Origin of the sequence: Agrococcus jejuensis (assembly GCF_900099705.1) — a bacterium.
Classification (GTDB): Bacteria; Actinomycetota; Actinomycetes; order Actinomycetales; family Microbacteriaceae; genus Agrococcus; species Agrococcus jejuensis.
This window is the reverse complement of sequence record NZ_LT629695.1, coordinates 874,063-898,765: the sequence shown is the minus strand read 5'-3', so window position 1 is coordinate 898,765 and position 24,703 is coordinate 874,063. Positions and strand designations below refer to the sequence as shown.

Sequence of the window (24,703 nt, the reverse complement as noted above, 5' to 3'; positions counted from 1 at the left end):
GGCGCCGCGCGTCAGCGCGACTCGTGCGCGACGAGCGCCTGGTGGATGCGGGCGAGCATCGCGTCGACCGCGCCCCGCTGGTATCCGGAGCCCGCGAGGCGCGTCGTGAAGCCGATGCCCTCGAGGTCGGTCGCGCGGAGCGGCACGAACGCCGCGTTCTGCTGCTCGGTCGCCTCGGCGAGGCGCCCGGCGAGCTCGCGGGCACCGTCGGTCTGCGATGCGTCGTCGGCGACGGCGCGCATCGAGGCGACGTCGGCGGCGAGTCGGTCGGGGCCGCCCTCGTGCTGGGCGAGCGTGCGGTAGGCGCGATCCATGAGCGCGTCGACCTCACGCTGGTCGTAGCCGCGCCACGACGTGCGCGGCAGGTCGGCCTCGGCGACGGTCTGGGCGTGCACGATGCTCGACATGCGGCCACGCTAGCCACGGCAGCGCCGAGTAGGCTGGGCGGTCGCCATGACGACGCCGCGTGAGACCTCATCCACCTTCCCCCTGGTGGCGCTGCTGACGCTCGCGTTCGCGATCTTCGTGAACATCTCCGTCGAGATGCTGCCGATGGGTCTGCTGCTGCCGATGAGCCGCGACCTCGGCGTCGGCGAGGGCGCGATCGGCCTGCTCGTGACGGTGTTCGCGGGCGCCGTCGTGCTCACCTCGACGACGCTCGTGCATCTCACGCGCCGCGTGCCGAGGCACGTGCTCGTCGTGACGGTGCTCATCGTCTTCGGCGTCGTGAACCTGCTCACGGCCGCGGCGCCCGAGTACTGGATGATCGTGGCGCTGCGGGTCGTCGCAGGGCTCGCGCACGGCGTGTTCTGGACCGTGGTCGGCGCCTACGCCGCGTACCTCGTGCCCAAGGAGGAGCTCGGCCGCGCCGTCGGCATCACGAGCGCGGGTGGCTCGCTCGCGTTCGTGCTCGGCCTGCCGCTGTCGACGCTGCTGGGGCAGGCGCTCGGCTGGCGCTGGTCGTTCGCGGTCTTCGGCGTCGCGTGCCTCGCGGGTGCGCTGCTCGTGCGCCGCATGCTGCCGGCCGTGAACCACCTGCCCGACGTCGCGACGACCGAGACGGGCTCGGTGGCGATGCCGCAGCGCGAGCCCGGCCGGTCGACGATCGGCGTCGCCGTGGCGGTGACGGCGACCGCGGTCATCATGCTCGGCCAGTACGCCTTCTACACGTACATCACGCCGTACCTCGTCGAGCGCGTCGAGCTGCCGGAGGTGTGGCTGAGCCCCGCCCTGCTGTCGTACGGGCTCATGGGCGCGCTCGCCGTCGCCGTCGTCTCGGTGTGGCTCGGCCGCAAGCCGTTCGCGGGCGCCGTCGGCTGCATGGTCGTCATGGCCATCGTGTGCGTCGTGCTGTCGGCCACGAGCACCCTGTCGGTCGCGTTCGCGGCCGTGCTGCTGTGGGGCCTCGCGATGGGCGCGCTGCCGCCCCTGCTGCAGACGCGCATGCTGCAGGCGTCGCCCACGCACATGCTGCAGTCGTCGACCGCCTGGTACACGACGGGCTTCAACCTCGGCATCGGCGGCGGTGCGCTGCTCGGCGCGCTCGTCTACGAGGGCGTCGGCATCCAGGCGCTGCCCGCCGTGCTGCTCGGCGCCCTGGTCGTCGGGCTCGTGCTCGTGCTCGCCGACGGCGCCCGGCTCGCCCGCGCGCGGCGCGCATCCAACGCGGCCTGACGCGTCGGAGCACGAGGCGCTGCCGGCGATCGAGCAGCTCGAGCGCAGCGTCGAGGATGTCGCGTCACACGGCGTGCGCATGTGGATGCCGTCGGCGCCGACGAGTAGCATCGGCAGCGGCCGCGACTGGCGCTTGGGTGGGGGACCACCGGGGAGCGGCCGACCTGAGACTCGGTCGCGCGCCTGGGCCATCCGCACATCTGAAGGAGATGCCTTTCGTGTCCGACCGACTTCCCTCGACGTTCAACGACTCCCTCGCCACCGTCGACCCCGAGATCGCTGCCGTGCTCGACGACGAGCTCGGCCGCCAGCAGCAGTACCTCGAGATGATCGCATCCGAGAACTTCGTGCCCGTCGCCGTGCTCGAGGCCCAGGGCTCCGTGCTCACGAACAAGTACGCCGAGGGCTACCCCGGCCGCCGCTACTACGGCGGCTGCGAGTTCGTCGACGTCGCCGAGTCGCTCGCCATCGAGCGCGCCAAGGCGCTGTTCGGCGCCGAGTTCGCCAACGTGCAGCCCCACTCGGGCGCGTCGGCCAACGCGGCCGTGCTGCACGCGATCGCGCGCCCCGGCGACACGATCCTCGGCCTGTCGCTCGACCACGGCGGCCACCTGACGCACGGCATGAAGATCAACTTCTCGGGCCGTCTCTACGACATCGTCGCCTACGGCGTCGACGCCGAGACGAGCCGCGTCGACATGGACGAGGTGCGTCGCCTCGCCGTCGAGCACAAGCCGAAGGTCATCATCGCCGGCTGGTCGGCGTACCCGCGCCAGCTCGACTTCGCCGCGTTCCGCGCGATCGCCGACGAGGTCGGCGCGCTGCTGTGGGTCGACATGGCGCACTTCGCGGGCCTCGTCGCCGCCGGCATCCACCCGAGCCCCGTGCCGCACGCGCACGTCGTCTCGTCGACGGTGCACAAGACCATCGGCGGCCCCCGCTCGGGCTTCATCCTCACGAACGACGCCGACATCGCGAAGAAGATCAACTCGGCCGTCTTCCCGGGCCAGCAGGGCGGCCCGCTCATGCACGTCATCGCCGCCAAGGCGACGGCGTTCAAGCTCGCGGCCGAGCCGGAGTTCACGGAGCGCCAGGAGCGCACCGTGCGCGGCGCGCAGATCCTCGCCGAGCGCCTCACGCAGCAGGACGTCGCGGACGCCGGCATCTCGCTGCGCTCGGGCGGCACCGACGTGCACCTCGTGCTCGTCGACCTGCGCGACGCCGCGATCGACGGCAAGCAGGCCGAGGACCTGCTGCACGAGATCCGCATCACGGTGAACCGCAACTCGGTGCCGAACGACCCGCGTCCGCCGATGGTGACCTCGGGCCTGCGCATCGGCACGCCCGCGCTCGCGACGCGCGGCTTCGGCGACGACGAGTTCCGCGAGGTCGCCGACGTCATCGCGCTCGCGCTGCTGCCCGGCGCCGACGTCGCAGCCCTGCGCGCTCGCGTCGACGCGCTCGCCGGCGCCTTCCCGCTCTACCCGACCCTGTGACCGCGCAGCGCCTCGACGGCGTCGCGACCGCGGCGACCGTCAAGGCCGAGCTGCGAGCCCGCGTCGACGCCCTGCGGGGCGTCGGCGTGACGCCCGGGCTCGCGACGCTCATGGTCGGCGACGACCCCGCGTCGCGCTCGTACGTCTCGGGCAAGCACCGCGACTGCGACGAGGTGGGCATCGCGTCGGTGCGCGTCGAGCTGCCGGCGTCGGCGACGAACGCCGACGTGCACGCCGCGATCCGCGACCTCAACGCCGCGCGCGAGGTCACGGGCTTCATCGTGCAGCTGCCGCTGCCCGCGGGGCTCGACGAGCAGGCGATGCTCGAGGCGATCGATCCCGCGAAGGATGCCGACGGCCTGCATCCGACGAACCTCGGCAGGCTCGTGCTGGGGGTGCAGGGGCCGATCGACGCGCCGCTGCCGTGCACGCCGACCGCGTGCGTGCAGCTGCTCGCGCGCCACGGCGTGCCGCTCGCGGGCGCCGAGGTGTGCGTCATCGGCCGCGGCCTCACGGTGGGCCGCTCGATCGGCCTGCTGCTCACGCGCCGCGGCGTCGACGCCACGGTCACGCTCACGCACTCGCGCACGCCCGACCTCGCCGAGCACGTGCGCACGGCCGACGTCGTCGTCGCGGCCGTCGGACGCCCGCACCTCGTGCAGCCCGAGTGGATCAAGCCCGGCGCTGCCGTGCTCGACGTCGGCATCACGCGCGAGCGCGTGCTCGACAACGGCAAGGCGCGTCTGCTGGGCGACGTGCATCCGGGCGTCGCCGACGTCGCGGGCTGGCTGTCGCCCGTGCCCGGCGGCGTCGGTCCCATGACGCGCGTCATGCTGCTCGACAACGTCGTGAGCGCCGCCGAGCGCGCGCTGCTCTAGCGAGGACTCCTCGACGCGCGAGGTTCCGCTCCCTGAGGTGCGAGCGGAGCGAGCCTCGAAGGGGTCAGAGCGCGCGGTACTGCGCCGTGCGCTCGACGTACACGGCCGCGTTGCGGTGGATCGACGCGAGCTCGTCGTCGGTGACCTCGCGTCGCACCTTCGCGGGCACGCCGGCGACGAGCGAGCGCGGCGGCACGACCTGCCCCTGCGTCACGAGCGCGCCGGCCGCGATGAGCGAGCCCTCGCCGACGACGGCGCCGTTCATGATCGTCGCGTGCATGCCCACGAGCACGTCGTCGCCGATCGTGCAGCCGTGCACGACGGCGTTGTGCCCGATCGACACGCGCCGGCCGATCGTGAGCGGCGAGCCGGCGTCGACGTGCAGCGAGCACGAGTCCTGCACGTTCGAGTCGTCGCCGATGACGATGGCCTCCTCCTCGGCTCGCAGGCTCGCGCCGGGGTAGATGCCGACGCGCTCGCCGACGTGCACGTCGCCCGCGATCACGACGTTCGGCAGCACGTACGCCGAGTCGGGGATGCGCGGCTCGCGGCCGGGCAGGGGGATGACGGTGGCGCGCTCGTGGACGGTCATGCCGCGAGCGTACCGAGCGGGGTCAGCGGCGGCGCGACTGCACGACGACGAGCGCCGCGGCGGCGAGCACGAGCGCGACCCGCAGCACGACGACGACGATCGAGCCCGCGGCGGGCGGCGTGCCGAGGATCGCCGAGACGACGGGCGCGATGGCGAGCGACAGGCCGAAGACGCCGAGCACGGCCCCGGCGAGCACGCCCAGCGCGCCGTCGGTGCGGTGCAGCAGCACGCCGGCGGCGACCGCGAGGGCCGCGACCGGCACGGTGCGGCCCGCGGTCGAGAGCGTCTGGTCGACGACGCCGTTGACGAGGATGGGCGACACGATCGAGATGCCGTAGAAGGCGACGACGCCGAGCGCGCCGAGCACGATGGCCGGCGTCATGAGCGACGCCTTCGACGCCGCGACGCTCGCGACGCCGATGGCCGCGGCGGCGGCGCTCAGCAGCAGTGCGACGGCGACGATCGCAGGGTCGTAGGCGCCCGTGAGGCCCATGGCGCCGAGCACGACGTACGCGATGGCGTCGACGAGCGCGATGGCGCCCGTGGCGACGAGCAACGGCAGCGAGCGCGACGGCAGCGCGAACAGCACCGCGAGGGCGGCACCGCCCGCGAGCCACGTGAACGCGGTGCGCACGACGGCGTCGGGGGCCGCGTCGCTCACCGTCACGACCGCGACGATGCCCTGCACCATGACGAGGTAGGCGGCGACGACGAGCACCGTCGCCGTGAGCGCGGGCAGTGCGACCGTGCGCGCCACGGGCTGCGGAGGCTGCTCGCCGAACTGCCAGCCGCTCGCGGGACGGAACGACGCTGCGGGCGGGTAGGCGCTCGGCTGGCTCACCCCTCGACCCTAGCCCGATCCATAGGATCGCTCCTGTGCGTCCCCCCTCCGGCCAGCAGCTGACCATCTCGTCGACCGTGGGTGGCGTGCGCCTGCGCGCGACCGTCACCGAGGTCGCCGCCGGCCTGCGCGAGCTCGTGCTCGGCGACGTCGACCTCGTCGAGCCGTTCCGCGAGGACGCGAGCCCCGCGAAGGGCCAGGGCATCGTGCTCGCCCCGTGGGGCGGGCGCGTGCGCGACGGGCGATGGACGCTCGACGGCGCCCCGCAGCAGCTCGCGCTCACCGAGCCCGCCCGCGGCAACGCGAGCCACGGGCTGCTGCGCTACGCCTCGTATCGCGTGCTCGAGCACGGCGACGCGTCGGTGCTGCTGCAGGCGACGATCCACCCGCAGCCCGGCTTCCCCTTCCTGCTCGACACCTTCGTGCGCTACGAGGTCGACGAGTCGGGGCTCACGGTGACGCACGAGGCCGTCAACGCGGGGCCGACGCGTGCGCCCTGGGCGTGCGGCGCCCATCCGTACCTCGCGCTCGGCGCGACGCCGGCATCCGCGCTCACGCTCACGGTGCCGGCCGCATCCGCCCTGCTCACCGACGAGCGGCTGCTGCCCGTGCGCACGGTCGCGGTCGACGACGCGGATGCGCCTGCGGGCGCCGACCTGCGGGCGGGCCGCCGGGTCTCGGAGCTCGACCTCGACCTGGGGCTCGCCGACGTCGCGCACGTCGACGGCATCGCGGTCTCGACGCTGCTCGACGACGCCGGGCGCGGCGTGCGGCTGTGGCAGGACGAGGCCTTCGGGTACGCCGTCGTGTTCACGCCGCGCGACTTCCCCGGCGTCGACGGCGTGCACCAGGCCGTCGCGGTCGAGCCGATGTCGGCGCCGGCGGATGCGCTGAACTCGGGCGACGGGCTCGTATGGCTCGAGCCGGGCGAGACGTGGACGGGGCGCTGGGGCATCGCGCCCGTCGGCCTCGTCTGACCCATCGAGCCCCGACTCGGCGCGTCCGGACCGGTGCACAGGGCCGTCGCCTCGGGATCGCCATGCGGCATCATGGGAATCTCCAATGCGCCTGATGGCGGGCGCGTCGCACCCCACGGCTACCGTGACCGACGACCCCGACGACAGGAGCCCTCATGACCCCTCGCCGCCGCGCAGCCCTCGCGCTCGCCACGACCTCTCTCGCAGCCTTCGGCCTCGCCGCCTGCGCCACCGCCGACGAGCCCGCGGACACGACCGACGAGTCGACGACGCCCGAGACGTCGACGACCGACGACGCGGCGACCGGCACGAGCGCCTACGCCGACGGCACCTACACGGCCGACGGCTCGTACACGTCGCCCGGCGGCGAGGAGACCATCACCGTCACGGTGACGCTCGCCGACGGCGTGATCGAGGACGTCGAGGTCACGAACGACGAGACCACGAACCCCAACTCGCTGCGCTACCAGGGCGAGTTCATCGACGGCATCGCCGCCGAGGTCGTGGGCGTGCCGCTCGACGACGTGTCGGTCGACCGCGTCGGCGGCTCGAGCCTCACGAGCGGTGGCTTCGAGGATGCCCTCGAGACCATCCGCGACGAGGCAGCCGCCTAGGCATGCCTGCGAGGCTCCGCTTCGACGCCATCGGCACGCGCTGGTCGATCGACACGCAGGAGCCGCTCGGCGACGAGGTCGTCGCGGCCATCCGCGACCGCATCGACGCCTACGACCGCGCCTGGTCGCGGTTCCGGCCCGACGCGACGATCGCCCCGCTCGCCCAGGCAGCGGGCGAGGTGCGCATGCCCGCCGAGTCGGCGGAGCTCGCGACGCTCTACCGGCGGCTGCACGACGTCACCGACGGCGCCGTGACGCCGCTCGTCGGCGCATCGCTCGAACGGCTCGGCTACCGCGCCGACGGCGTCGCCGACACGGGCCTCGCGCCCGAGGCGCCGCCCGCGTGGGATGCCGTGCTGCAGTGGGAGGGCACGACGCTCCGCACGACGGCACCGCTCGTGCTCGACGTCGGCGCCGCGGGCAAGGGCCAGCTCGTCGACCTCGTGGGCGACGTGCTCGACGCCCACGGCATCCACGACCGCGTCGTCGACGCCTCCGGCGACCTGCGCCACGCGGGCGCCGGCGACCAGGGGAGGGCGACGCGGGTCGCGCTCGAGGATCCGCGCGCGGTCGGCCACGCCATCGGCGTCGTCGAGGTCGAGGGAGAGGCGTTCTGCGCATCGGCGGGCAACCGCCGCCGCTGGGCGGGGCGCCACCACATCCTCGACGGCCGCACCGGCGCCCCGACCGACGAGGTCATCGGCACGTGGGTGATCGCGGAGCGCGCCATGGTCGCCGACGCGATCGCGACCGCGCTGTCGTTCGCGCCCGTCGGGCTGCTCGCGCGCCACTGGTCGTTCGAGCACGCGAGGATGTACGCGGGAGGCCAGGTCGAGGCGACCGGCCGATTCGCAGCAGGACTGCACGTCAGGAAGGCGGCCGCGTGAGCGCCAAGACCCCCATCGCACGGCTCGACGCCGTGCCCATGCACGTGCTCGTGGGCGCGATCCTGTCGGCGCACGTCGTGCTCGCCGCGCTGCTGTCGTTCGCGGGCGTGCTCGGCCGCGACGGTGCAGGCATCCTCGCCTCGGCGGTCGTCGCCGTCGTCGTGTCGATCGCGGCCAGCCTGCTCTTCGGACGCATCGCACGGCGCCCAGCGCACGTGCCGAGCGCTGCGATCACCGGACTGCTGATCGCTCTCATCGCATTCCCGCCGAGCATGGACCGGCCGTCGGGCATCGTCGACCTCGCGGTCGTCGCTGCCGTCTGCGCCCTGGCGGCCGCGGCGAAGGCGCTCATCGTCTGGCGTGGCCGTCTCGTCGTGAATCCGGCAGCGGCCGGACTCGTCATCGCGGGCATCCTGCTCCCGCTCATCGGCGTGAACGCTGCGGTCGAGGGGTGGTGGATCGCCTCGCCGCTCATCCTGCCGCTCACGATCGTCGGAGGTGCGCTCGTCGCGATCCGCACGCGAATCGTCGCGCCGACCCTCGCGCTGGTCGTGACGGCAGTCGTGCTCGTCACCATCGCGCAGATCGCGATCGTCGGCGATGCGGCGAGCGCCCTCGCGTACGCCATCTGGGGCATGCCGACCCTGTTCCTCGCGTCGTTCATGTTCTCGGAGCCCGTGACGCTCCCGCCGCTTCGGACGCAGCGCATCGCAGTCGGCGTCCTCGTCGGCGTGCTCGTCGCCCTCCCGTCGCTCGCTGGCGTCGTCGGCATCCCGCTCGGGTTCGGCGTCTTCTACTTCCTCCAGGCTGCCGCGCTCGTCGTCGGCAACGTCGTCGCCTTCCTGCTCGGCTCGCGGCACGGCACCGTGCTGCGGCTCACGGGCATGGAGCGCGACGGCGACCTCGTCGACCTGCGGTTCGTCGCCGAGCCCGAGCTCGCGCACCGTCCCGGCCAGTGGGTCGAGCTGAGCCTGCCGCACCGCGCCGACCTGCGCGGCGAGCGGCGCGTGTTCAGCGTCGCCTCCCCGCCCGGCTCGCTCGAGGTGCGCCTCGGCATCCGCGCCGCCGCGCCCATCTCGTCGTTCAAGCAGCACCTGCTCGACATGGCGCCGGGCGACACCGTCGCGGTCACGCGGCAGGGCGGCGACTTCACGCCGAAGCCCGGCGTGCCGCGCCTGTTCGTCGCGGCCGGCATCGGCGTGACGCCGTTCCTGTCGCATCTCGCAGCAGGCGACGACGACACCGTGCTCGTGCTGCTCGTGCGCGACGGCGAGCCCGTGCCGTTCGCCGCCGCGCTCGCCAAGGCGCACGCTCGCGTGGTCATCGTGACGCCGACCGCGCCCGAGGGCGTGCCGGAGCGCTGGGAGCACGAGTCGGGCCGCATCGACGGCGACCGGCTGCGTGCGCTCGTGCCCGACGTCGCCGAGCGGCAGGTGCTCGTCTCGGGATCGTCGGAGCAGGTCGGCAGGCTGCGGCGCATCGCCAAGGCGGCAGGCGCTCGCCGCGTGCTCGTGGACGCGTTCGCCGGCTACTGAGCGCCGAGGGCGGCGAGCGGGATGCCGTGCACCCGCCGCCGCCACGGATGCTCTGCCACGGTCCAGAGCATGCCGGCCGCCTCGTCGACGGCGAGGTCCTCGCAGCCGATCGGGAGCGCATGCCGCGACCTCGTCATGGCGCCGCGCCTGCCGCGCCAGAGCCGGCCGGGCTGCATGCCGCGCGACTGCGAGATCAGCAGCTCGCCGTCGAGGTCGACGACGCCCTGCATCCGCGGGATGGAGGTCGGCTCGAGGCTCCACGCGTCCCACGGACCGTCTCCGGCGGGCACGTCGTGCCAGCCGATCCTGCCCTCGGCGTCGCTGCGGTACTCGCCGGCGACGATCCGGGGCACGCCGGGAGCCGCAGGCGTGACGCGACCCACGAACGAGCAGCGCAACGGCACGTCGTGCACGCGCGTGCGCACGAGCACCTCGCAGCGCGCGCCGCGGCGCCGCGACCCCGAGAGCCGACGAGCGTCGGCGCCGACGACGGTGCGGGTCGCGTGCACGTCGAACTCCCAGAGGCCCTCGAACGTCGCGGCGACGAGCAGGCGACCGTCGTCGAGCCATGCGAGCCCGCCCGCGTGGATGCGCGCGGGCTCGAGCGTGCCGTCGGCCGTCTCGACCGCGAGTGCCAGGTCGACGCTCGTGCTGCGCCGCACGTCGATGAGCGTCACCCTCGACGCCTCGTGCCCCTCGCCCGTCGCATCCTTGCGGTACCAGGTCACGGCGATCGTGCGGCGACCGCGCCATGTGCCCACGTCGATGCCCTGCGGGAACCATCGCGCATCGAACGCTCGGCGGCTGAGCCAGCGCAGGTCGTGCGTCGACGACCGCGTGCGCAGCAGCGGTCGCGCGGATCGCCAGATGGTCGGCATGCACCCCATCATCCGCGATCCTCCCCGCGCCCGGACATGGCGAAGGCCCGCCGCACCAGTGGTGTGCGACGGGCCTCCGGTCGTTCCGCGTGCCTTACTCGGCGGGGACTGCCGTGATCTGGGCGACGCCGACGAGCAGGCCGTCGCGACCGCCCACGACTGCGTCGGTGCCGAACGTGTCGTTCAGGAGCGCCGCGGCGTCCTCCGACACGTAGACCTCGGTGCCCTGCAGGATGGCCTCGCCGTTCGGGCCCTCCTGCAGCGGGTTCAGGGTGCGGCCGTTGAGGGAGAAGATCAGGATGTCCTGACCCACCTCCTCGCCGTTGGCCGTGACGGTGCCGAAGAGCTCCGACGTGCCCGGGTCGATCCGGAAGTCGGTGAGCTCGACGGTGGTGCCGCCGGCCGAGAGCGAGATGCCCGAGCCGTCGTGCTCGATCGAGCCCTGGACGTAGGGGCGGTAGCCGAGGTCCGGGTCCCAGTACTCGACGTTGCCGCCGGTGATCGGGAAGGCGAGGACGCCGTCCGTCAGCGTGGCGGTGCCCACGACGCCCGGCGTGAGGCCGAGGCTGGTGATCGCGTCGAGGAAGCCCTGGTCGAGGGTGACCTGGGTGTCGACGCCGCCGAGCTCGTCGATGACGGCCGTGGGGTCGGGTGCCTCCGTGGACTCCGGGCTCGCCGAGCTGCTCGACTCGGCCGGCTCCTCTGCGGCCGGCGTCGAGCAGGCTGCGAGGGAGAAGGCGAGAGCGCCTGCGGCGAGCACGCCCAGGGTGGTCTTGCCGAGAGTGCTGTTCATGATCTTCATGGCAGTTCCTTCCGTTTCACGTGTTCGCGAATGTCGTGGCCTGGGTTCGCACCTGCCTCCGCATCCGGATGGGATGGATCTGCTTCGTGACCGTTCCGTGACCTTCTCGTGACCGTTCGGAACGCGTCACCACTGGGAGAAGACGATGTGCTGCATGAGCAGCGCGGTGCCCAGCTGCAGCGCGAACGCAGGGACGCGCAGCGCCCGAGGCAGCAGCGCCGTGCCGAGCAGCACCCACGGCACGAACGGCAGCCAGATGCGCTCGACCTCCGCCTTGCTCATGCCCGAGAGGTCGGCAGCGAGCACCATCGCGAAGCCGGCCAGGCACAGCGTCACGAGCACGCCGAGCGCGCCGCCGTCGCGCAGCGCGCGCAGTCGCGAGAGCGCGAGCGCGACCGCCGCGCCGAAGACGGGACCGGCGCTGAAGCCGAAGACGGCGAGGTTCGCCCACACCCAGTACGAGTAGGGCCGCTCGCTCGCGATGCCTGCGTAGTACCGCTCGACGAGCACCGGGTACGCCTCCCACCAGAGGAACCCGTTGGCGGCGAATGCCGCGACCACCGCGAGCGCGCCGCAGATCGCCCACGGCAGCGGCTTCCACGCCCGCGCGGCGACGAGCACGCCGACGGCGAGGATGCCGAGCAGCAGCAGGCCGTACGACAGGAAGACGCACCAGCCGTAGAGCAGGCCGGATGCGACGCCGAGGGCGGCGCGTGGCCAGCGGCGCGTCGTCGTCGCCGCGGCGGCGAGCAGCACGGTCGCCCACGCGGCGACGGCGGCGAAGAGCGCATCGCCCGACACCGCCATCCAGATCGCCGACGGCCCCGCGACCAGGAACGGGGCTGCGAGCCGCGCGTGCCGCTCGGCCCCGAGGATGCGGAGCGTGAGCATGGCGGCCGCCGGGATCGACGCGGCGAGCACCATCACGACGATGCCCGCGGCGCCGCCCGACCCGAGCCCGATGCGGTCGAGCCCGATGAACGTGAGCAGCGCACCAGGCGGATGGCCCGCGACGTGCACGACCCACTGCCCTGGCGAGTCCATGGGGATGCGGTCGACGAACTGGTGCAGCATCCTGCCGACGTCGTCGATGCGTCTCGCGGTCTGCAGGTACTCGATGTCGGCGTCGAGCACGTCGGCGATGCCGGCCCACCCGTCGACGAACGCGAGCGCCAGCATCCACACGAAGGCGGCGACGCCGCTCACGAGCAGGAGCCAGCGCCACGAGAGCGTGCGTGCGACCCGCTCGCCGACGATGAGCAGCAGCACGGCGGTCGCGATCGCGTACGGCGTGCCCGGTCCGGTGCGCGGCATCCACGTGGCGTGCAGCGGCGGGTAGTTGCGGGAGCGCACCTCCCAGTCGAACGCCTTCGGCAGCACGTGGGCGAGCACCATGATCGTGATGACGACGGCGACGCCGACGAGCGTGAGCGTGATCGGATGGCGCAGGATCGCGATCGCGCGCGACCGACGGGTCGTCGTGCCGACGGCTGCCCCCGGGTCGTCGCTCACGTGTCGCCTCCGCCTGCGGGCGGACGCTGCGGCGCGTGCGCGAACTGCTGCATGCCCTCCTCGAAGCCGATGGCCGCACGCCAGTCGAGCTCGTCGGCGGCGCGCTGCGACGACGCCGTGACGTGGCGCACGTCGCCGAGCCGGAACTCGCCGGTCACGACGGGATCGGGCCCCCCGAACGCGTCGGCGAGCGCCGTCGCCATCTCGCCGATCGTGTGCACGACGCCGCTGCCGACGTTGAACGCCCTGACGGTGCCCGCGGGCGCGCTCGCGGTCCAGTCGGCCGCCGCGAGGTTCGCGTCGGCGACGTCGCGCACGTGCACGAAGTCCCGTCGCTGACGACCGTCCTCGAAGACGCGGGGCGCCTCCCCTCGCTCGAGCGCCGAGCGGAACAGGGATGCGACGCCCGCGTAGGGCGTGCCCATCGGCATGTGCGGCCCGTAGACGTTGTGGAACCGCAGCAGCGCGGCCGTGCCGTCGCCACCGCGAGCCCATGCGGCGGCGAGGTGCTCCTGCGCGAGCTTCGACGCCGCGTAGACGTTGCGCGGATCGCTCGGCGCCGCCTCGTCGACGAGCAGCGGCTCCACGGGCTCGCCGGTGCGGGGCGAGATCGGCTCGAACCGGCCGGCCTCGAGATCGTCGGCGGCGCGCGGTGGCACCGTGAGGGGGCCCTCCGCGTCGCGGTAGGCGCCCTCGCCGTACACGACCATCGACGAGGCGAGCACGAGCCTGCGCACCTGCGCGACGCGCATCGCCTGCAGCAGCACCGCCGTCGCCCCCACGTTGCTCGCGACGTAGTCGGCGGCATCGCCGAAGTCGACGCCGAGGCCCACCTTCGCGGCGAGGTGGCAGACGACGTCGACGCCCTCGAGCGCGGATGCGACGTCGCGCTCGCGCGCGACGTCGCCGACGACCATCTCGAGCCCGTCCTGCGCCGGCACGCGCATCGTGCCGTCGCCGTGCACGTCGCGGCGCAGCGAGTCGAGCACGCGGACGCGCCAGCCGCGCGCGAGCGCCGCCTCGACGACGTGCGAGCCGATGAAGCCCGCGCCGCCCGTGACGAGCAGCGTCGTCGCCGCGCTCATGCGGAGACCCTCGGCGCCATCGCCAGCACGGCATCCACGTGCTCGCGGGCGATCCCCGACGAGAGCCGGAGGTCGTCGGGCACGGCGGCGACGATCGCGGCGATGGCCGCGACGATGCGCGGCTGCGCAGCCGCGAGGCGCTCGAACACGCGCGACGCGTCGACCGCATCCTCGTCGTCGACCGCCGATGCGACGCCGGCGTCGGTGTCGGTCACGAACGACAGGTTCACGTAGCCGAGGCCGAGCTCGGCGGCGAGCGCCGACTCCGGGTACTGCGTCATGTTCACGATGTCGCCGCCGAGCGACCGGTACCACCGCGACTCGGCGCGCGTCGAGAAGCGCGGCCCGTCGATCACGACCGTCGTCGCGGGGCTCACGGCGACCTCGCCGATGCGCGCGAGCGCCGCACGTGCGGCGGCGACGAGCGATGGCGTGCACGGGTCGGCGAACGTCAGGTGCTCGACGACGCCCGCCCCGAAGTACGTGTCCCGTCGCTCGTCGCCCCCGCGGGCCCGCGTCATGTCGATGAGCTGGTCGGGCACGACGAGGCTGCCGGGCGCGAGCTCCTCGCGCAGCCCGCCGACGGCGGTCGACGAGACGATCGCACGCACGCCGAGGCTCGCGAGCGCCCACACGTTCGCCTTCGCAGGGATCTCGTGCGGCGCGACGGAATGGCCGCGGCCGTGCCGTGCCAGGAAGGCGACGCCCGTGCCACCGAGCTCGCCGACCGTGATGGGTCCCGAGGTCGGCCCGAACGGCGTCGCGACGTCGAGCTCCTCGCCCTGGCCCTCCGGCAGCAGACGCTGCAGCCCCGATCCTCCGATGACGCCGATCCTCGGCTCGATGCCCGTGCCTGCCATGCTGTCCACCCTCGTCGTTCCATCGTCGGTCGTCGACGCTCAGTCTGCCGCCGCATCCGCCCGTCGCTGTCGGACGCTGTGGCGCGTCGCAGGCGGATGCGGCGACGGCGCGCCGATCCGATCGGCGTTCGCAGCGCTCGGCGCGATCCGATTGGTCCGCCCGCGACGCATACTGCAGTGATGGGCACCGCACGAGGACGGCGCCGCGTGCCCGCGATGGCCACGCGGTTCCTCGAGGCGCGGTTCGCGTGGGCGCGCACGGCGCTCGACTCGCCTGCGCGCACGACGCGGTCGGCGGTCGTCGTCGGTCGGCTCCTCGGCCTCGCCTTCGTCGTCTGCTTCGCGACGGGCATGTACAGCCACGCCCTGCAGGATCCGCTGCCGTGGATGGTCTTCCCGACGCGGCCGACGTGGATCTACCAGTGGACGCAGGGCCTGCACGTCATCTCCGGCACGGCTGCGATCCCGCTGCTGCTCGGCAAGCTCTGGATCGTCTACCCCCGACTGTTCTCGTGGCCGCCCCTCGACTCGCCCCTGCACGGGCTCGAGCGCCTGTCGATCGCGATGCTCGTGTCGAGCTCGCTCGTGCAGGTCGCCATCGGCTTCCTCAACACGCTGCAGTGGTACCCGTGGGAGTTCTCGTTCCGACGCGTGCACCTGGCGCTCGCATGGGTGGTGATCGGGTCGCTCGCGGTGCACGTCGCCGCGAAGCTGCCGCAGATCGTCGCGCACTGGCGCCGCGACCGCGGCGAGACGCCTCGGCCGACGCCACGCATCGTGCGCCCCGCGACTCCCGACGCGAACGACCCGACGGATCCGGTCGGTGCGGACGCGCCGGCGACCGCGACCACGCGAGAGCGAGACGGCGCATGACCGACGACCCCCGCAGCCGCCGTACGTTCCTCACGGGCGTGGGACTCGCGACGCTCGCCGTCACCGCCGTCACTGCGGGGCAGACGATCGCGCCGCTCGCCCCGTTCGCGGCATTCGCCCCGCGTCGCGCCGGCGAGGGCCCGCAGGGCGTGCCCATCAACCGCACCGCGGAGGAGGCGGGCGTGCTCGACCTCGCGACCGCCGACACGTGGCGCCTCATCGTGCGCGGCGGCGGATCCACGCTCTCGTTCACGCGCGACCAGCTGCTCGGCACGGGGCAGACGGCCTCCCGCCTGCCGATCGCCTGCGTCGAGGGATGGAGCACCACGGCCGACTGGCGCGGGGTGCGCCTGCTCGAGCTCGTCGCCGCGACCGGGCAGCAGCATCGCGGCGTGCGCATCACGAGCCTGCAGCCGAGCGGCAACTACCGCGTCACCGAGATGGGACCCGAGTTCGTCGACGACCCCACGACGCTCGTGGCGCTCGAGCTGAACGGCGAGGCGCTGTCGCTCGATCACGGCTACCCGGCGCGCATCATCGCCCCGGGTCGGCCCGGGGTGCTGCAGACGAAGTGGCTCGCACGGATCGACGTGCTGTCATGAGGATCGCGCGCATCGCACTGCTCGCGGCGGGGGTCGGCGCGACCGGCTTCGGCGTCGTGCTGCTGCTCGTCACGCAGCGGTTCGACCAGCTGCTGTCGCTCGGCGCGTGGCTCGCCGGCGCGATCATCGTGCACGACGGCATCCTCGCGCCCGCGACGACGCTCACCACCCGCACGCTCGACCGCGTCGGGCACGTGCTGCCCGACCGGTCGCGCACCGTCATCCGCATGGCGTGGGGAGTCGGCGCGTGCCTGACGCTCCTGGCCGTGCCGCTCGTCATCGCCCAGGCGCGCGGCGCACGCAACGAGAGCGTGCTCGCCGGCGACTACGTGCGCGACCTGCTGCTGCTGTGGGCGGCGATCGCCGCCGTCACGCTGCTCGCGGCCGGGATCGGGTTCGTGCGATCTCGACGAACGTCCGGCACTCCGCCGACCACTGCGCCCTGACGATGAGCCCGGCGTCGCGCACCGCGGCGACGAGCGCATCGCATCCCATCTCCGCCCACGGGAACGTCTCGCTGGCGCCGCCGTGCTCGTCGACGAGCACCGCCTGGAAGCGCCGGCAGTGGCCGGCGACGGGATGCGCCTCCACCACGACGGTGCCGTCGTCGTGCACGAGCTCGCTCGCACGTCGCAGGAGGCGCGGCACGTCGCCGCCGATGCCGAGGTTGCCGTCGAGCAGCAGCGCCTGACCCCACATGCCCTCGCCGGGCAGCGGGTCGAAGAGCGACGCCTGCAGCACGGGCAGGCCTTGGCTGCGCGCCAGGGCCACGGCCGAGGCCGACACGTCGATGCCGATCGCGCGCCGACCCAGGTCGATCGCGGCGCGCACCATGCGGCCGGGCCCGCACCCGAGGTCGATGACGGGACCCTCGCCGCGCTCGACGATCGACAGGTCGACGTCGTCTGCCGACGCCGTGAAGCGTGCCACGTCGATGAGGCTCGTCACGCCCTCGTCGGAGCCGCCGACCTCGCGCAGGCGCAGCATCGCGGTGCTGCCGGAGCGCAGGGCGTGCTCGTACGGCGCCTGGCCACCTTCGCCGAAGTCGGTCACGAGCTCCCTCTCGTCGGACGCTCCCGGCGGGTCGGTCACGACCGGGTCTCCGGTCGCGTCGCGCTGGGCGTGCCGTGGGTTCGTTCCGTCGCGACCGTGCGGATTGCCACGCCCGAGGCGCGGGCGGCCGCAGCCGTGCGACTGCGGGGGATGCGGGCGACGACGGCGGCGAGCGCCTCGGCGTCGTCGATGTCGCGCAACGCCTCGAGATCGCGGATGCCGAGCCCGGCATCCACGAGTCGCGCGCGCTGGATCGTGCCGGTGTCGTCGCGCGACATCGGCACGCCGCGGATGAGGTCTCCGCGGCCCGGCATCGCGCGCAGCCCCAGCAGCCAGAAGCCGCCATCGGATGCAGGGCCGAACCACGCATCCACGCCCTCCGGCCACGGCGCGAAGGCGGCGGCGACGGCGGCGGCGTCGAGCTGCGGCGTGTCCATGCCGACGAGCACCGCGTCGCCGTCGACGTCGTCGAAGATCGCCGCGAGCCGCTCGTCGAGGTCGCCGTCGACCTGGTGCACGACCTCGTACGCGGCGGCCGCGGGCGGTGGCGTGGTGCCGTCGAAGCACAGCACGCGCCGCGTGGCGGGCACGTCGGCGAGCGTCGCGAGGGTGTCGTGCAGGCTCGCGCTCGCGATGTCGGCAGCCTGCTCGAGCGAGTACGGCGGGTGCAGCCGCGTCTTGACCTTGCCGGGGATGCACTCCTTCGCGATCACGATGAGCGTCGTCATGCGCGCACCTCGCCGACACGCGCGATGACGCCTCGCATGTCGCGGATCGCCGTGATGGTGCCGCGCACGGTGCCCGTGACCTTCGAGCGCCCCGTGCGAGGCAGGTAGGTCGCCTCCGTCTCCTGCACCCGCCATCCCTCCTGCACGGCGCGCAGCAGCATCTCGAGCGGATAGCCGCTGCGGCGGTCCTGCAGGTCGAGGGCGAGCAAGGACTCGCGACGCGCGGCGCGCATGGGGCCGAGGTCGTGCATCGGCAGCCCGGTCGCGCGGCGGATGATGCGGGCGAGCGCCAGGTTCGCGATGCGCGCGTGCGTCGGCCACGCCGAGTAGCGCGCAGGTCGGCGGCGTGCGAGCACGAGGTCGGCGGAGCCGTCGACGATCGGGTCGATGACCCGCACGAGCTCCGCGGTGTCGAACGAGCCGTCGGCGTCGCAGAACGCCACGACGTCGGCCGTCGCCGCCAGCAGCCCCGCGTGCGCCGCGGAGCCGAACCCGCGCCGCGACTCGTGCACCACGATCGCGCCGTGCGCCCGTGCCACGTCGGCCGATCCGTCGGTCGAGCCGTTGTCGACGACGATCGCCCGCACGCCAGGGGGCAGCGCACCGAGCACGCGGGGGAGCGCTGCCGCCTCGTCGAGACACGGCAGGACGACCTCGGCGACGGGATGCTCCATCCTCGAACCATACGGAGCGACGGCGTCGATGCGGGCAACGACGCGACGGGGTTGCGCCGGCGACCGCGCCCTGCGTGGTCGGCGACGGCCCGCGTCGACTACGGCGTCTGCGTGCCGGCTGCGCCCGTGCCGCGGTCGGCGTCGTCGGTCGACTCGTCGACCGGTGCCGCGGCATCCGTCGGCACCTCCTGGTCGCTCTGGTCGATCGCGGCATCCACGTCGTCGGGCACGCCCGGTGCGTGGGCCTCGGCGACGGGCTCCACCGATGCGGGTGCTGCGTCGGCGGCCGGGCTCGGCACGACGGGCGGGGGCACGCTCGCCGCGTGCACGACCGGCGGGGCGACGGGCGCTGCGGCCACGACGGGCGGCGCGACGTGCGGGGCGCCGGGATGCGGTGCGCGGGCCGGCACGACGGGCGGCGCCACCCCGTGCGGTCGCGCGAGCCACCGCGTCGACAGCGCCACGAGCGCGCCGCCGAGCAGCAGCAGCAGGGCGCGCACGATCGCGATCGCGATGGTGCCTGCGGTGCCCCACGGCAGCACCGCCGTCTCGAGCAGCACGATCCACGTCGCGGCGGCGAGCGCGAGCGCAGCGGCTGCCCACCGGGCGGCCGCGTGGCGGATGCCCGCGACGCCCACGGCGACGAGCAGCGTCGCGACGACGAGCGTGTCGGACAGCAGCAGCGTGAGCGCGCCGCCGTCGGGGGAGCGCACGTACGGCGTCGCGACGACGATCGCGCCGGCGATCGCCGCGACGACGACGGCCGCGATCCATGTCGCGCCCTCGCGGCGGTCGCCCGCGCGGGCCGCCGCGGTCGCGACGAGCGCCACGATGACGGCGGCGACGGCGATGCCCATGGCGACGGCGTCGCCCAGGTGGCCGAGCACGACGACGCCGGGCGCGCCGTTCGCGCCCACGACGATCGCGACGACGACGAGCGCGAGGCCGTGGACGGCGAGCACCGGGATCGCCAGCACGAGCAGCCACGCGACGCGCGACGCGACGGCGCCGAGCGCCAGCACCATCGACGCCGGCACCGCAGCCGAGATCGCCGCCTCGGCGACCAGGCCGAGGTCGGGCGTCGCGACGAGGCCGATGGCGGCGAGCGTCTGCGGCGCGAGCAGCCACGTCGAGACCGCGATGGCGAGGAGGCCGAGCCCGAGCACGCCGGTGCGCTGCCTCGGGGGTCGGGTCCAGGTGGAGGCCGGGAACGCGGTCATCGTGGTGCTCCTCGCGTCGGATGCGATGCATCCACGCTACGCATCCGGCCTGGATGCGGCATCCCCCGTCAGCGGGAGAGCGGCACGACGACGTCGCCGGGCTCGCGCGTGCGGATCGCCTCCGCGAGCATGTAGCCCTCGGTGAGCGCGTCGCCCGTGAGCGTGACGCGGATGAGCTCGACGCCGCACGCCTCGAGCACCTGCTGCCTGCACTCGGCGAGCACGAGGTCCGACATGTCGGCGTTCGACGGCAGCGGCGGGGCGCCGAGGTCGCGGATGACGTCGCGCAGCGCGGCGCCGACGACGTTCGACACGCGCTCGTGCACGTTGAGCACCTCGAGCTCGAAGACGCGGAGCGCCTTGCCCGTGACCTCGGGGCGCCATTCGATCGACGCCTGCACGAGGTACGTGTGGCCCGTGCCGGTCGTGAGGTGGCGGGCGGGCAGGTCGGCGGCGCGCGTGCGCACGTCGACCATGCGGTACCAGAGCAGCAGCGGGAACGCGCCGTGCGTGCCGGGGCGCAGCACCACGAGCTCGCCCTCGGGGCTCGCGGGGTGCTTCAGCTGCCCGGCCTTCGGGCCGCGCGTGTACCGCACGGCGTGCTCGCGCTTGCGGATGATGGGCCTGCCGTTGCGCGTGCGGATCGCCGCCCAGCCCTCGTCGACCGTGACGATGAACAGCTTGAGCAGCGCGGGCACGATCAGCAGCACCGTGAGGACGCCGCCACCCACCTTCAGGATCTGGTTGAGGCTCGCGCCACCGAAGCCCGAGAGGATGCTGGCGAACATCGCGTCTCCTTCACGTCGACGCGTCCAGCGTGGCGTGCTCGCGACGCGCTCGAGGCCGATCGGCGGCTCGATCGACGATCGTTCACCCGCGCGTCGCGCACCCTTCGCCGCGGCGTCGTCGGCGCATCATCCTGCTGCTGGGACGCGCGGCGCGTCGGCGTCGAGGAAGCCCCACCAGCCGAGCTGGGCCGGGTTGATCGTGAGGATCGTCGGGGTCGTCGTGCCCGTGATGACGACCTTCACGTCGACGGCCTGCCGCGTGGATGCGGCGACGCGCAGGCGCTCGCGCACCTGGTCGACGTCCTCGGAGGCGTGCAGCGCCCAGGAGGGCTGGGTCGAGCCGAGCATGATGTGGTGCGCCATGCGGCGAGGCTACGGCGCGTCTCCTGCGTGGGCTCAGATGGTGGGCCCCGTCGGGCTCGAACCGACGACCGATGGATTAAAAGTCCACTGCTCTACCGACTGAGCTAGAGGCCCGCGACGTCCAATCCTTCCACCACGCGAACAGTGGTCAGTAGATGTCGTCGACACGCCGTGGCGACGACATCTACTGACCACTCACCGACATCTACTGACCACTCACCGACATCTACTGACCACTCATCGGCATCGAGTGACCAATCACCGGCAACGAGTGACCGATCAGTCCGAGGTCACACGCCGGGCGCCAGCGCCTCCGGCGCGCCGACGAGCGACGCCGGCGCCGTGCCGGGGGTGCCGGGCGGCGCCTGGAACGGCGCGACGTCCTGCTCGCACGACGACGGCACGGATGCGCCGGGCGTCGCGAGGTAGGTCGCGATCGCCGCGTTCGCGCACGTCGAGACGCCGATCGTCGCGTGTCCGTAGCCCTCGACCGTCAGCACGGAGGCGTTCTCGAAGCGGTCGGCGTACGGCTGCGTCTGGTCGTACGGCGTCGCGGGGTCGTGGCGCGTGCCGATGACGAGCACCGGCGCCTGCGTCGGCTGGTCCCACGGGCCCATGAACGCGTCGTCGTCGGTGAACTCGACGACGTCGCACTGCACGCCGACCCACGAGCGGAAGCGCCCGAAGTGCGGCGCCTCGGCGTCGGCGGCGTCGGCCTGCGCGGGGTAGTCCCACGGCTGCAGCGGGTGCTCGCCGTCGACGCACATCGACGCGAGCGCCGAGCCGACGCCTGCGTAGTCGTCGATGAGGCCGAGCTCGCGCAGCCAGTCGCCGACGTCGCTCAGCTCGGCGCCGCGCTGCTGGGTCGTCATCGTCTGCTGCGGCTCCGTGAGCGCGAGCAGCTGCGTGAACGTGTCGGCGAGCGGGCCGAAGCCGACGGGCGAGTACATCGACTGGAACGCGACGGCGACCGCCGTGCCGTAGTCGATCGTGACCGTCGTGCCGTCGGGGTTCGGGATCTCGACGGGCTGCTGCTGCAGGCGAGCGAAGAGCGTCTCGACGGCAGCGCGCGGGTCGCCGGTCGAGGCGAGCGAGCAGGATGCGGGGCCGGCCGCGGCGCACAGGTCGAGGAACTCGCCGAACACCTCGCTCGCGGCGACGCCCTGCCCGGTGCGCACGCCGATGGATCCCTCGCCGCCCGACCAGCCGGAGGGCTCGAGCGTGCCGTCGATCGCGAGGGCGCGCACGCGGTCGGGGAAGAGCATCCCGTACGTCGCGCCGAGGATCGAGCCGTAGGAGTAGCCGAGGTAGCTCAGCTGCTCGTCGCCGACCGCCTGGCGCAGCAGGTCCATGTCGCGGGCGACGTTCGCGGTCGACGCGTGCTCGATGCGCGAGCCCGACAGGGTCTCGCACGCGAGCGCCATGACGCCGAACTGCGCGATCGTCGTCGCCTCCTCCTCGGGCGTGACGGGCACGGCGATGCCCTCGGCGAGGAACGCCTGCTCGGAGGCGGCGTCGGGGAAGCACGTGACGGGGTCCGAGAGCCCGACCCCGCGCGGGTCGAAGCCGATGACGTCGAACTGCGCGTGCACCTGCGGGTCGAGGAACGCGCCGAGCTGGTGCAGCGTCGAGACGCCGGGGCCGCCCGGGCCGCCGAAGTTGAGGAAGAGGCTGCCGATGCGCTGCGCCGGGTCGGTCGCAGGCAGGCGCGTGAGCGCGATCGACGTCGTGTCGCCCGTCGGCTCGTCGTAGTCCGACGGCACGGCGGCGGTCGCGCACTCGAACGCCTCGAGGCCCTCGCCGTCGCACGCGGTCCACGCGAGCTCGGGCACCGGCGCGTCGACCTGCGCGGCGGGGGAGGAGGATGCCGGCTGCGGGGCGGGCGCGGCGCTCGCGATGGCGGGCGAGGCGACGACGAGCAGCGCTGCTGCGCCGATCGCCGCGACCATCCGGACAGGGGGTCTGGGGTGTCTGCTGCTTCGCATGCCCTCCTTCCTATCCAGCGGCCCGCATCCGGCGGATCCCCCGCACGGCGGAAGTCGGGGGACGGATGCGGTGCGCGTGCCCATCGCATCGGCCGGGAATGCCGTCGGTACCCTGGACGCTGCATCCTGAGGCTTCGAAGGAGGGGCATGGCCCAGCACGCACGACCGGCGCGGTACGCGTCGCGATGGTTCGAGCAGTTCGTCGGCGACATGGATCCCGTCGCCCGCGTGCAGCTCGCCCACGAGACGGCCGCCGCGCTCCTCGCGCGCGTGCGCACCGACGTCGACGCCGACGTGGTCGAGCGCCTGCTCGCCCTCGCCGCCGACGACGGCATCGACTCCGTCGCCGAGCTGTGGTCCGACGCGCGGCCGCACACGCTGCCGGGCGCGCTGTGGCGCATCCACCTGCTGCGCACGATGGTGGCGCAGCAGGCGGTCGACGTCGCCGCCCACTTCACGGTCGGCGTCGAGCGTCTGCACACCGCCGACCCCGTCGTGGCCGGCGCCGCGACGCCCACGGGGCCCGAGGAGATCGCGGTGCTCGCCGACGAGATCCTGCGCGGCGTCTTCGCCGGCGACCTCGCGCTCGCGCTCGACCGTGCAGCCGCGTTCAGCCGCATCGCCGGCGCCGGCGCGCTCGCGGAGGCGGATGCGCGCGACGCGTTCGACGCGGATGCGGCGACGCGGCTCACGACGCGCGCCTCGCGGCTCGCGACCCTCGCCGACGACCTCGCGGCCTCGGCGGCGCTGCAGCGGCGCGACGCCCTCCACTGACGCTCGCGCGGCGTCCAGCGAAGGTCCAAGGAGCGTGCGGGTCGCGCGGCTATCCTGACCCGAGCCTCGGGAGGATCCATGGACACCACGCCTCGCACGCGCCGCCTCGGCAGCGTCGCCGCCGCACTGCTGGCGGTCGCGACCCTCGCGGGCTGCGTCATCCCCGTGCCCGGTCCGACGACGCCGCAGACGACCGAGCCGACCTCCGCGCCGTCGACGCCCGCGACGCAGCCGGCGACCGACCCCACCGAGAGCGCGACGCCCCTCGACGGCCCGTACGAGTTCGAGAACGACCCGAGCGCCGCCGTCGTGTGGTCGTTCGAGGCCACCGAGGCGCAGCGCGTCGATGCCGACGTCAACGGCGTCACGGCCGAGCCCGGCTACCAGCTCGTCATCCTGCACCTCTCGGGCGAGCTGCTGCGCGGCGAGCCCGACTTCTACTTCCAGTTCCGCGTGCACCTCGTCGACGAGCCGTCCGGCCAGTCGTGGGGCCTCAGCTCCGGCACGTCGGTGTACGCGGAGGACGACCTGTTCATGGCGGGCAGGCAGCCGTCGTTCGTCGACGCCGACGCGATCTACCAGGTGCCCGACACGTGGGCGCTCGACACGTGGCGCATCACCTGCAACGAGACCGGCGAGGTCTGGGACTTCACCGTCCCCGTCGTCTGACGCCCTCGGCGGACACGCCCGAGCCTTCGCGGCGCGCGAACGCGCTCGAACCCTGCGGCCGGGTTCGCTACAGTGGTCGTCGCCGGGCCGCGAACCCCGGGCTCCAATATTCGCCGCTTCGAGCGGCCTTCCGCCGTGAGGCGTTCCGCGGCCCGGCATCATCGTCTCCGCACCTGGATGCGCGCCATCGGCGAGCGAGACGTTCCGAGCGCGTTCACCTGTCGTTCACCTGGCGAGGGCATGCGGGCCATGACCGATCCCTACCGTGGGCGAGGCGCCTTTGCTGCGCCTGACGATGCGGGGCTCCTCCCCGCACTCCCCACATTCCGAAAGGGATCACAGC

The 24,703-nt window shown here is 73.7% G+C and carries 27 protein-coding genes, 1 tRNA gene and 1 riboswitch; of the genes, 12 read left to right on the top strand and 16 right to left on the bottom strand.

What is annotated here, in order from left to right; translation table 11 throughout:
- Positions 1-11: 11 nt before the first annotated feature.
- Positions 12-407, bottom strand: coding sequence for a DivIVA domain-containing protein (locus tag BLQ67_RS04280; protein ID WP_092502750.1), 396 nt, complete (start codon positions 405-407; stop codon positions 12-14).
- Between the two features lie 46 nt (positions 408-453).
- Between BLQ67_RS04280 and BLQ67_RS04275 the strand changes: the two genes are divergently transcribed.
- The 3 genes from BLQ67_RS04275 to BLQ67_RS04265 all read left to right on the top strand — a co-directional run bounded on the left by BLQ67_RS04275 (position 454) and on the right by BLQ67_RS04265 (position 4,048).
- Entirely contained in the window at positions 454-1,674 is a 1,221-nt protein-coding gene (locus tag BLQ67_RS04275) for an MFS transporter (RefSeq protein WP_092502748.1), read from the top strand.
- 112 nt (positions 1,675-1,786) lie between these two features.
- A riboswitch (ZMP/ZTP riboswitch) is annotated at positions 1,787-1,870 on the top strand.
- A 13-nt stretch (positions 1,871-1,883) separates the two neighbouring features.
- Positions 1,884-3,170, top strand: coding sequence for a serine hydroxymethyltransferase (glyA, locus tag BLQ67_RS04270; protein ID WP_092502746.1), 1,287 nt, complete (start codon positions 1,884-1,886; stop codon positions 3,168-3,170).
- Entirely contained in the window at positions 3,167-4,048 is an 882-nt protein-coding gene (locus BLQ67_RS04265; RefSeq protein WP_092502744.1) for a bifunctional methylenetetrahydrofolate dehydrogenase/methenyltetrahydrofolate cyclohydrolase, read from the top strand. The genes glyA and BLQ67_RS04265 overlap by 4 nt, the downstream gene beginning before the upstream one ends.
- Before the next feature lie 64 nt (positions 4,049-4,112).
- Here the strand turns inward: BLQ67_RS04265 and BLQ67_RS04260 are convergent, their stop codons facing one another.
- Positions 4,113-4,640, bottom strand: coding sequence for a gamma carbonic anhydrase family protein (locus BLQ67_RS04260; RefSeq protein ID WP_092502743.1), 528 nt, complete (start codon positions 4,638-4,640; stop codon positions 4,113-4,115).
- Positions 4,641-4,662: 22 nt separating this feature from the next.
- Positions 4,663-5,481 carry a hypothetical protein gene (locus BLQ67_RS04255; protein WP_092502741.1) on the bottom strand — a complete coding sequence of 273 codons (819 nt, stop codon included), beginning with the start codon at positions 5,479-5,481 and terminating at the stop codon, positions 4,663-4,665.
- A 35-nt stretch (positions 5,482-5,516) separates the two neighbouring features.
- On the opposite strand from BLQ67_RS04255, the gene BLQ67_RS04250 reads away from it, so the two are divergent.
- The 4 genes from BLQ67_RS04250 (at position 5,517) to BLQ67_RS04235 (ending at position 9,494) form a co-directional block, all read left to right on the top strand.
- Positions 5,517-6,458 (top strand): aldose 1-epimerase family protein, encoded by a 942-nt coding sequence (locus BLQ67_RS04250; protein ID WP_231945161.1) that lies wholly within the window; start codon positions 5,517-5,519, stop codon positions 6,456-6,458.
- 155 nt (positions 6,459-6,613) lie between these two features.
- Positions 6,614-7,072: an FMN-binding protein gene (locus tag BLQ67_RS04245; RefSeq protein ID WP_092502739.1), complete on the top strand. Its 459-nt coding sequence runs from the start codon at positions 6,614-6,616 to the stop codon at positions 7,070-7,072.
- Between the two features lie 2 nt (positions 7,073-7,074).
- A complete protein-coding gene (locus BLQ67_RS04240) occupies positions 7,075-7,959 on the top strand; it encodes an FAD:protein FMN transferase (RefSeq protein ID WP_092502737.1) in 885 nt (294 codons plus the stop codon).
- A complete protein-coding gene (locus BLQ67_RS04235) occupies positions 7,956-9,494 on the top strand; it encodes an FAD-dependent oxidoreductase (RefSeq protein ID WP_092502735.1) in 1,539 nt (512 codons plus the stop codon). The genes BLQ67_RS04240 and BLQ67_RS04235 overlap by 4 nt, the downstream gene beginning before the upstream one ends.
- Here BLQ67_RS04235 and BLQ67_RS04230 read toward each other — a convergent pair.
- The 5 genes from BLQ67_RS04230 to BLQ67_RS04210 all read right to left on the bottom strand — a co-directional run bounded on the left by BLQ67_RS04230 (position 9,488) and on the right by BLQ67_RS04210 (position 14,631).
- Positions 9,488-10,372 carry a hypothetical protein gene (locus BLQ67_RS04230; protein WP_157674665.1) on the bottom strand — a complete coding sequence of 295 codons (885 nt, stop codon included), beginning with the start codon at positions 10,370-10,372 and terminating at the stop codon, positions 9,488-9,490. The two genes, BLQ67_RS04235 and BLQ67_RS04230, sit on opposite strands and share 7 nt — an antisense overlap.
- 94 nt (positions 10,373-10,466) lie before the next feature.
- Positions 10,467-11,165, bottom strand: coding sequence for a hypothetical protein (locus BLQ67_RS04225; RefSeq protein ID WP_197674631.1), 699 nt, complete (start codon positions 11,163-11,165; stop codon positions 10,467-10,469).
- A 135-nt stretch (positions 11,166-11,300) separates the two neighbouring features.
- Positions 11,301-12,686: a hypothetical protein gene (locus tag BLQ67_RS04220; RefSeq protein ID WP_231945160.1), complete on the bottom strand. Its 1,386-nt coding sequence runs from the start codon at positions 12,684-12,686 to the stop codon at positions 11,301-11,303.
- Positions 12,683-13,771, bottom strand: a complete 1,089-nt coding sequence (locus tag BLQ67_RS04215; protein WP_092502729.1) for an NAD-dependent epimerase/dehydratase family protein — start codon at positions 13,769-13,771, stop codon at positions 12,683-12,685. Before BLQ67_RS04215 ends, BLQ67_RS04220 begins: the two co-directional genes overlap by 4 nt.
- Positions 13,768-14,631 (bottom strand): MTAP family purine nucleoside phosphorylase, encoded by an 864-nt coding sequence (locus tag BLQ67_RS04210; protein WP_092502727.1) that lies wholly within the window; start codon positions 14,629-14,631, stop codon positions 13,768-13,770. Before BLQ67_RS04210 ends, BLQ67_RS04215 begins: the two co-directional genes overlap by 4 nt.
- A 180-nt stretch (positions 14,632-14,811) precedes the next feature.
- Here BLQ67_RS04210 and BLQ67_RS16815 point away from each other — a divergent pair, with 180 nt between their 5' ends.
- From BLQ67_RS16815 to BLQ67_RS04200, 3 genes are read left to right on the top strand one after another with little or no spacing between them, the layout of a single operon-like run.
- Positions 14,812-15,504, top strand: coding sequence for a hypothetical protein (locus BLQ67_RS16815; protein ID WP_231945159.1), 693 nt, complete (start codon positions 14,812-14,814; stop codon positions 15,502-15,504).
- Positions 15,501-16,106, top strand: a complete 606-nt coding sequence (locus tag BLQ67_RS16810; RefSeq protein WP_231945158.1) for a molybdopterin-dependent oxidoreductase — start codon at positions 15,501-15,503, stop codon at positions 16,104-16,106. Before BLQ67_RS16815 ends, BLQ67_RS16810 begins: the two co-directional genes overlap by 4 nt.
- On the top strand, positions 16,103-16,552 hold the full coding sequence (locus BLQ67_RS04200) for a hypothetical protein (RefSeq protein WP_092502725.1): 450 nt from the start codon (positions 16,103-16,105) through the stop codon (positions 16,550-16,552). The genes BLQ67_RS16810 and BLQ67_RS04200 overlap by 4 nt, the downstream gene beginning before the upstream one ends.
- Here the strand turns inward: BLQ67_RS04200 and BLQ67_RS04195 are convergent.
- The 8 genes from BLQ67_RS04195 to BLQ67_RS04160 form a co-directional block, all read right to left on the bottom strand.
- On the bottom strand, positions 16,476-17,159 hold the full coding sequence (locus BLQ67_RS04195; protein ID WP_157674664.1) for a methyltransferase domain-containing protein: 684 nt from the start codon (positions 17,157-17,159) through the stop codon (positions 16,476-16,478). The genes BLQ67_RS04200 and BLQ67_RS04195 overlap by 77 nt on opposite strands.
- Before the next feature lie 35 nt (positions 17,160-17,194).
- Complete coding sequence (locus BLQ67_RS04190; protein ID WP_092502721.1) at positions 17,195-17,887, bottom strand: TIGR04282 family arsenosugar biosynthesis glycosyltransferase; 693 nt, start codon at positions 17,885-17,887, stop codon at positions 17,195-17,197.
- Positions 17,884-18,561 (bottom strand): glycosyltransferase family 2 protein, encoded by a 678-nt coding sequence (locus BLQ67_RS04185; protein WP_092502719.1) that lies wholly within the window; start codon positions 18,559-18,561, stop codon positions 17,884-17,886. Before BLQ67_RS04185 ends, BLQ67_RS04190 begins: the two co-directional genes overlap by 4 nt.
- Before the next feature lie 98 nt (positions 18,562-18,659).
- Positions 18,660-19,781, bottom strand: coding sequence for a hypothetical protein (locus BLQ67_RS04180; protein WP_092502717.1), 1,122 nt, complete (start codon positions 19,779-19,781; stop codon positions 18,660-18,662).
- 68 nt (positions 19,782-19,849) lie between these two features.
- On the bottom strand, positions 19,850-20,569 hold the full coding sequence (locus BLQ67_RS04175; RefSeq protein WP_092502715.1) for an SPFH domain-containing protein: 720 nt from the start codon (positions 20,567-20,569) through the stop codon (positions 19,850-19,852).
- Between the two features lie 126 nt (positions 20,570-20,695).
- Positions 20,696-20,932, bottom strand: a complete 237-nt coding sequence (locus BLQ67_RS04170; protein ID WP_092502713.1) for a hypothetical protein — start codon at positions 20,930-20,932, stop codon at positions 20,696-20,698.
- 38 nt (positions 20,933-20,970) lie between these two features.
- Positions 20,971-21,046: transfer RNA gene (locus tag BLQ67_RS04165), tRNA-Lys, on the bottom strand.
- Positions 21,047-21,222: 176 nt separating this feature from the next.
- Positions 21,223-22,881, bottom strand: coding sequence for an alpha/beta fold hydrolase (locus BLQ67_RS04160; protein WP_172802248.1), 1,659 nt, complete (start codon positions 22,879-22,881; stop codon positions 21,223-21,225).
- Between the two features lie 183 nt (positions 22,882-23,064).
- Between BLQ67_RS04160 and BLQ67_RS04155 the strand changes: the two genes are divergently transcribed.
- Both BLQ67_RS04155 and BLQ67_RS04150 read left to right on the top strand, forming a co-directional pair.
- Positions 23,065-23,691, top strand: a complete 627-nt coding sequence (locus tag BLQ67_RS04155) for a hypothetical protein (protein ID WP_092502710.1) — start codon at positions 23,065-23,067, stop codon at positions 23,689-23,691.
- A gap of 78 nt (positions 23,692-23,769) precedes the next feature.
- Positions 23,770-24,360, top strand: a complete 591-nt coding sequence (locus BLQ67_RS04150) for a hypothetical protein (protein WP_092502708.1) — start codon at positions 23,770-23,772, stop codon at positions 24,358-24,360.
- Positions 24,361-24,703 lie beyond the last annotated feature (343 nt).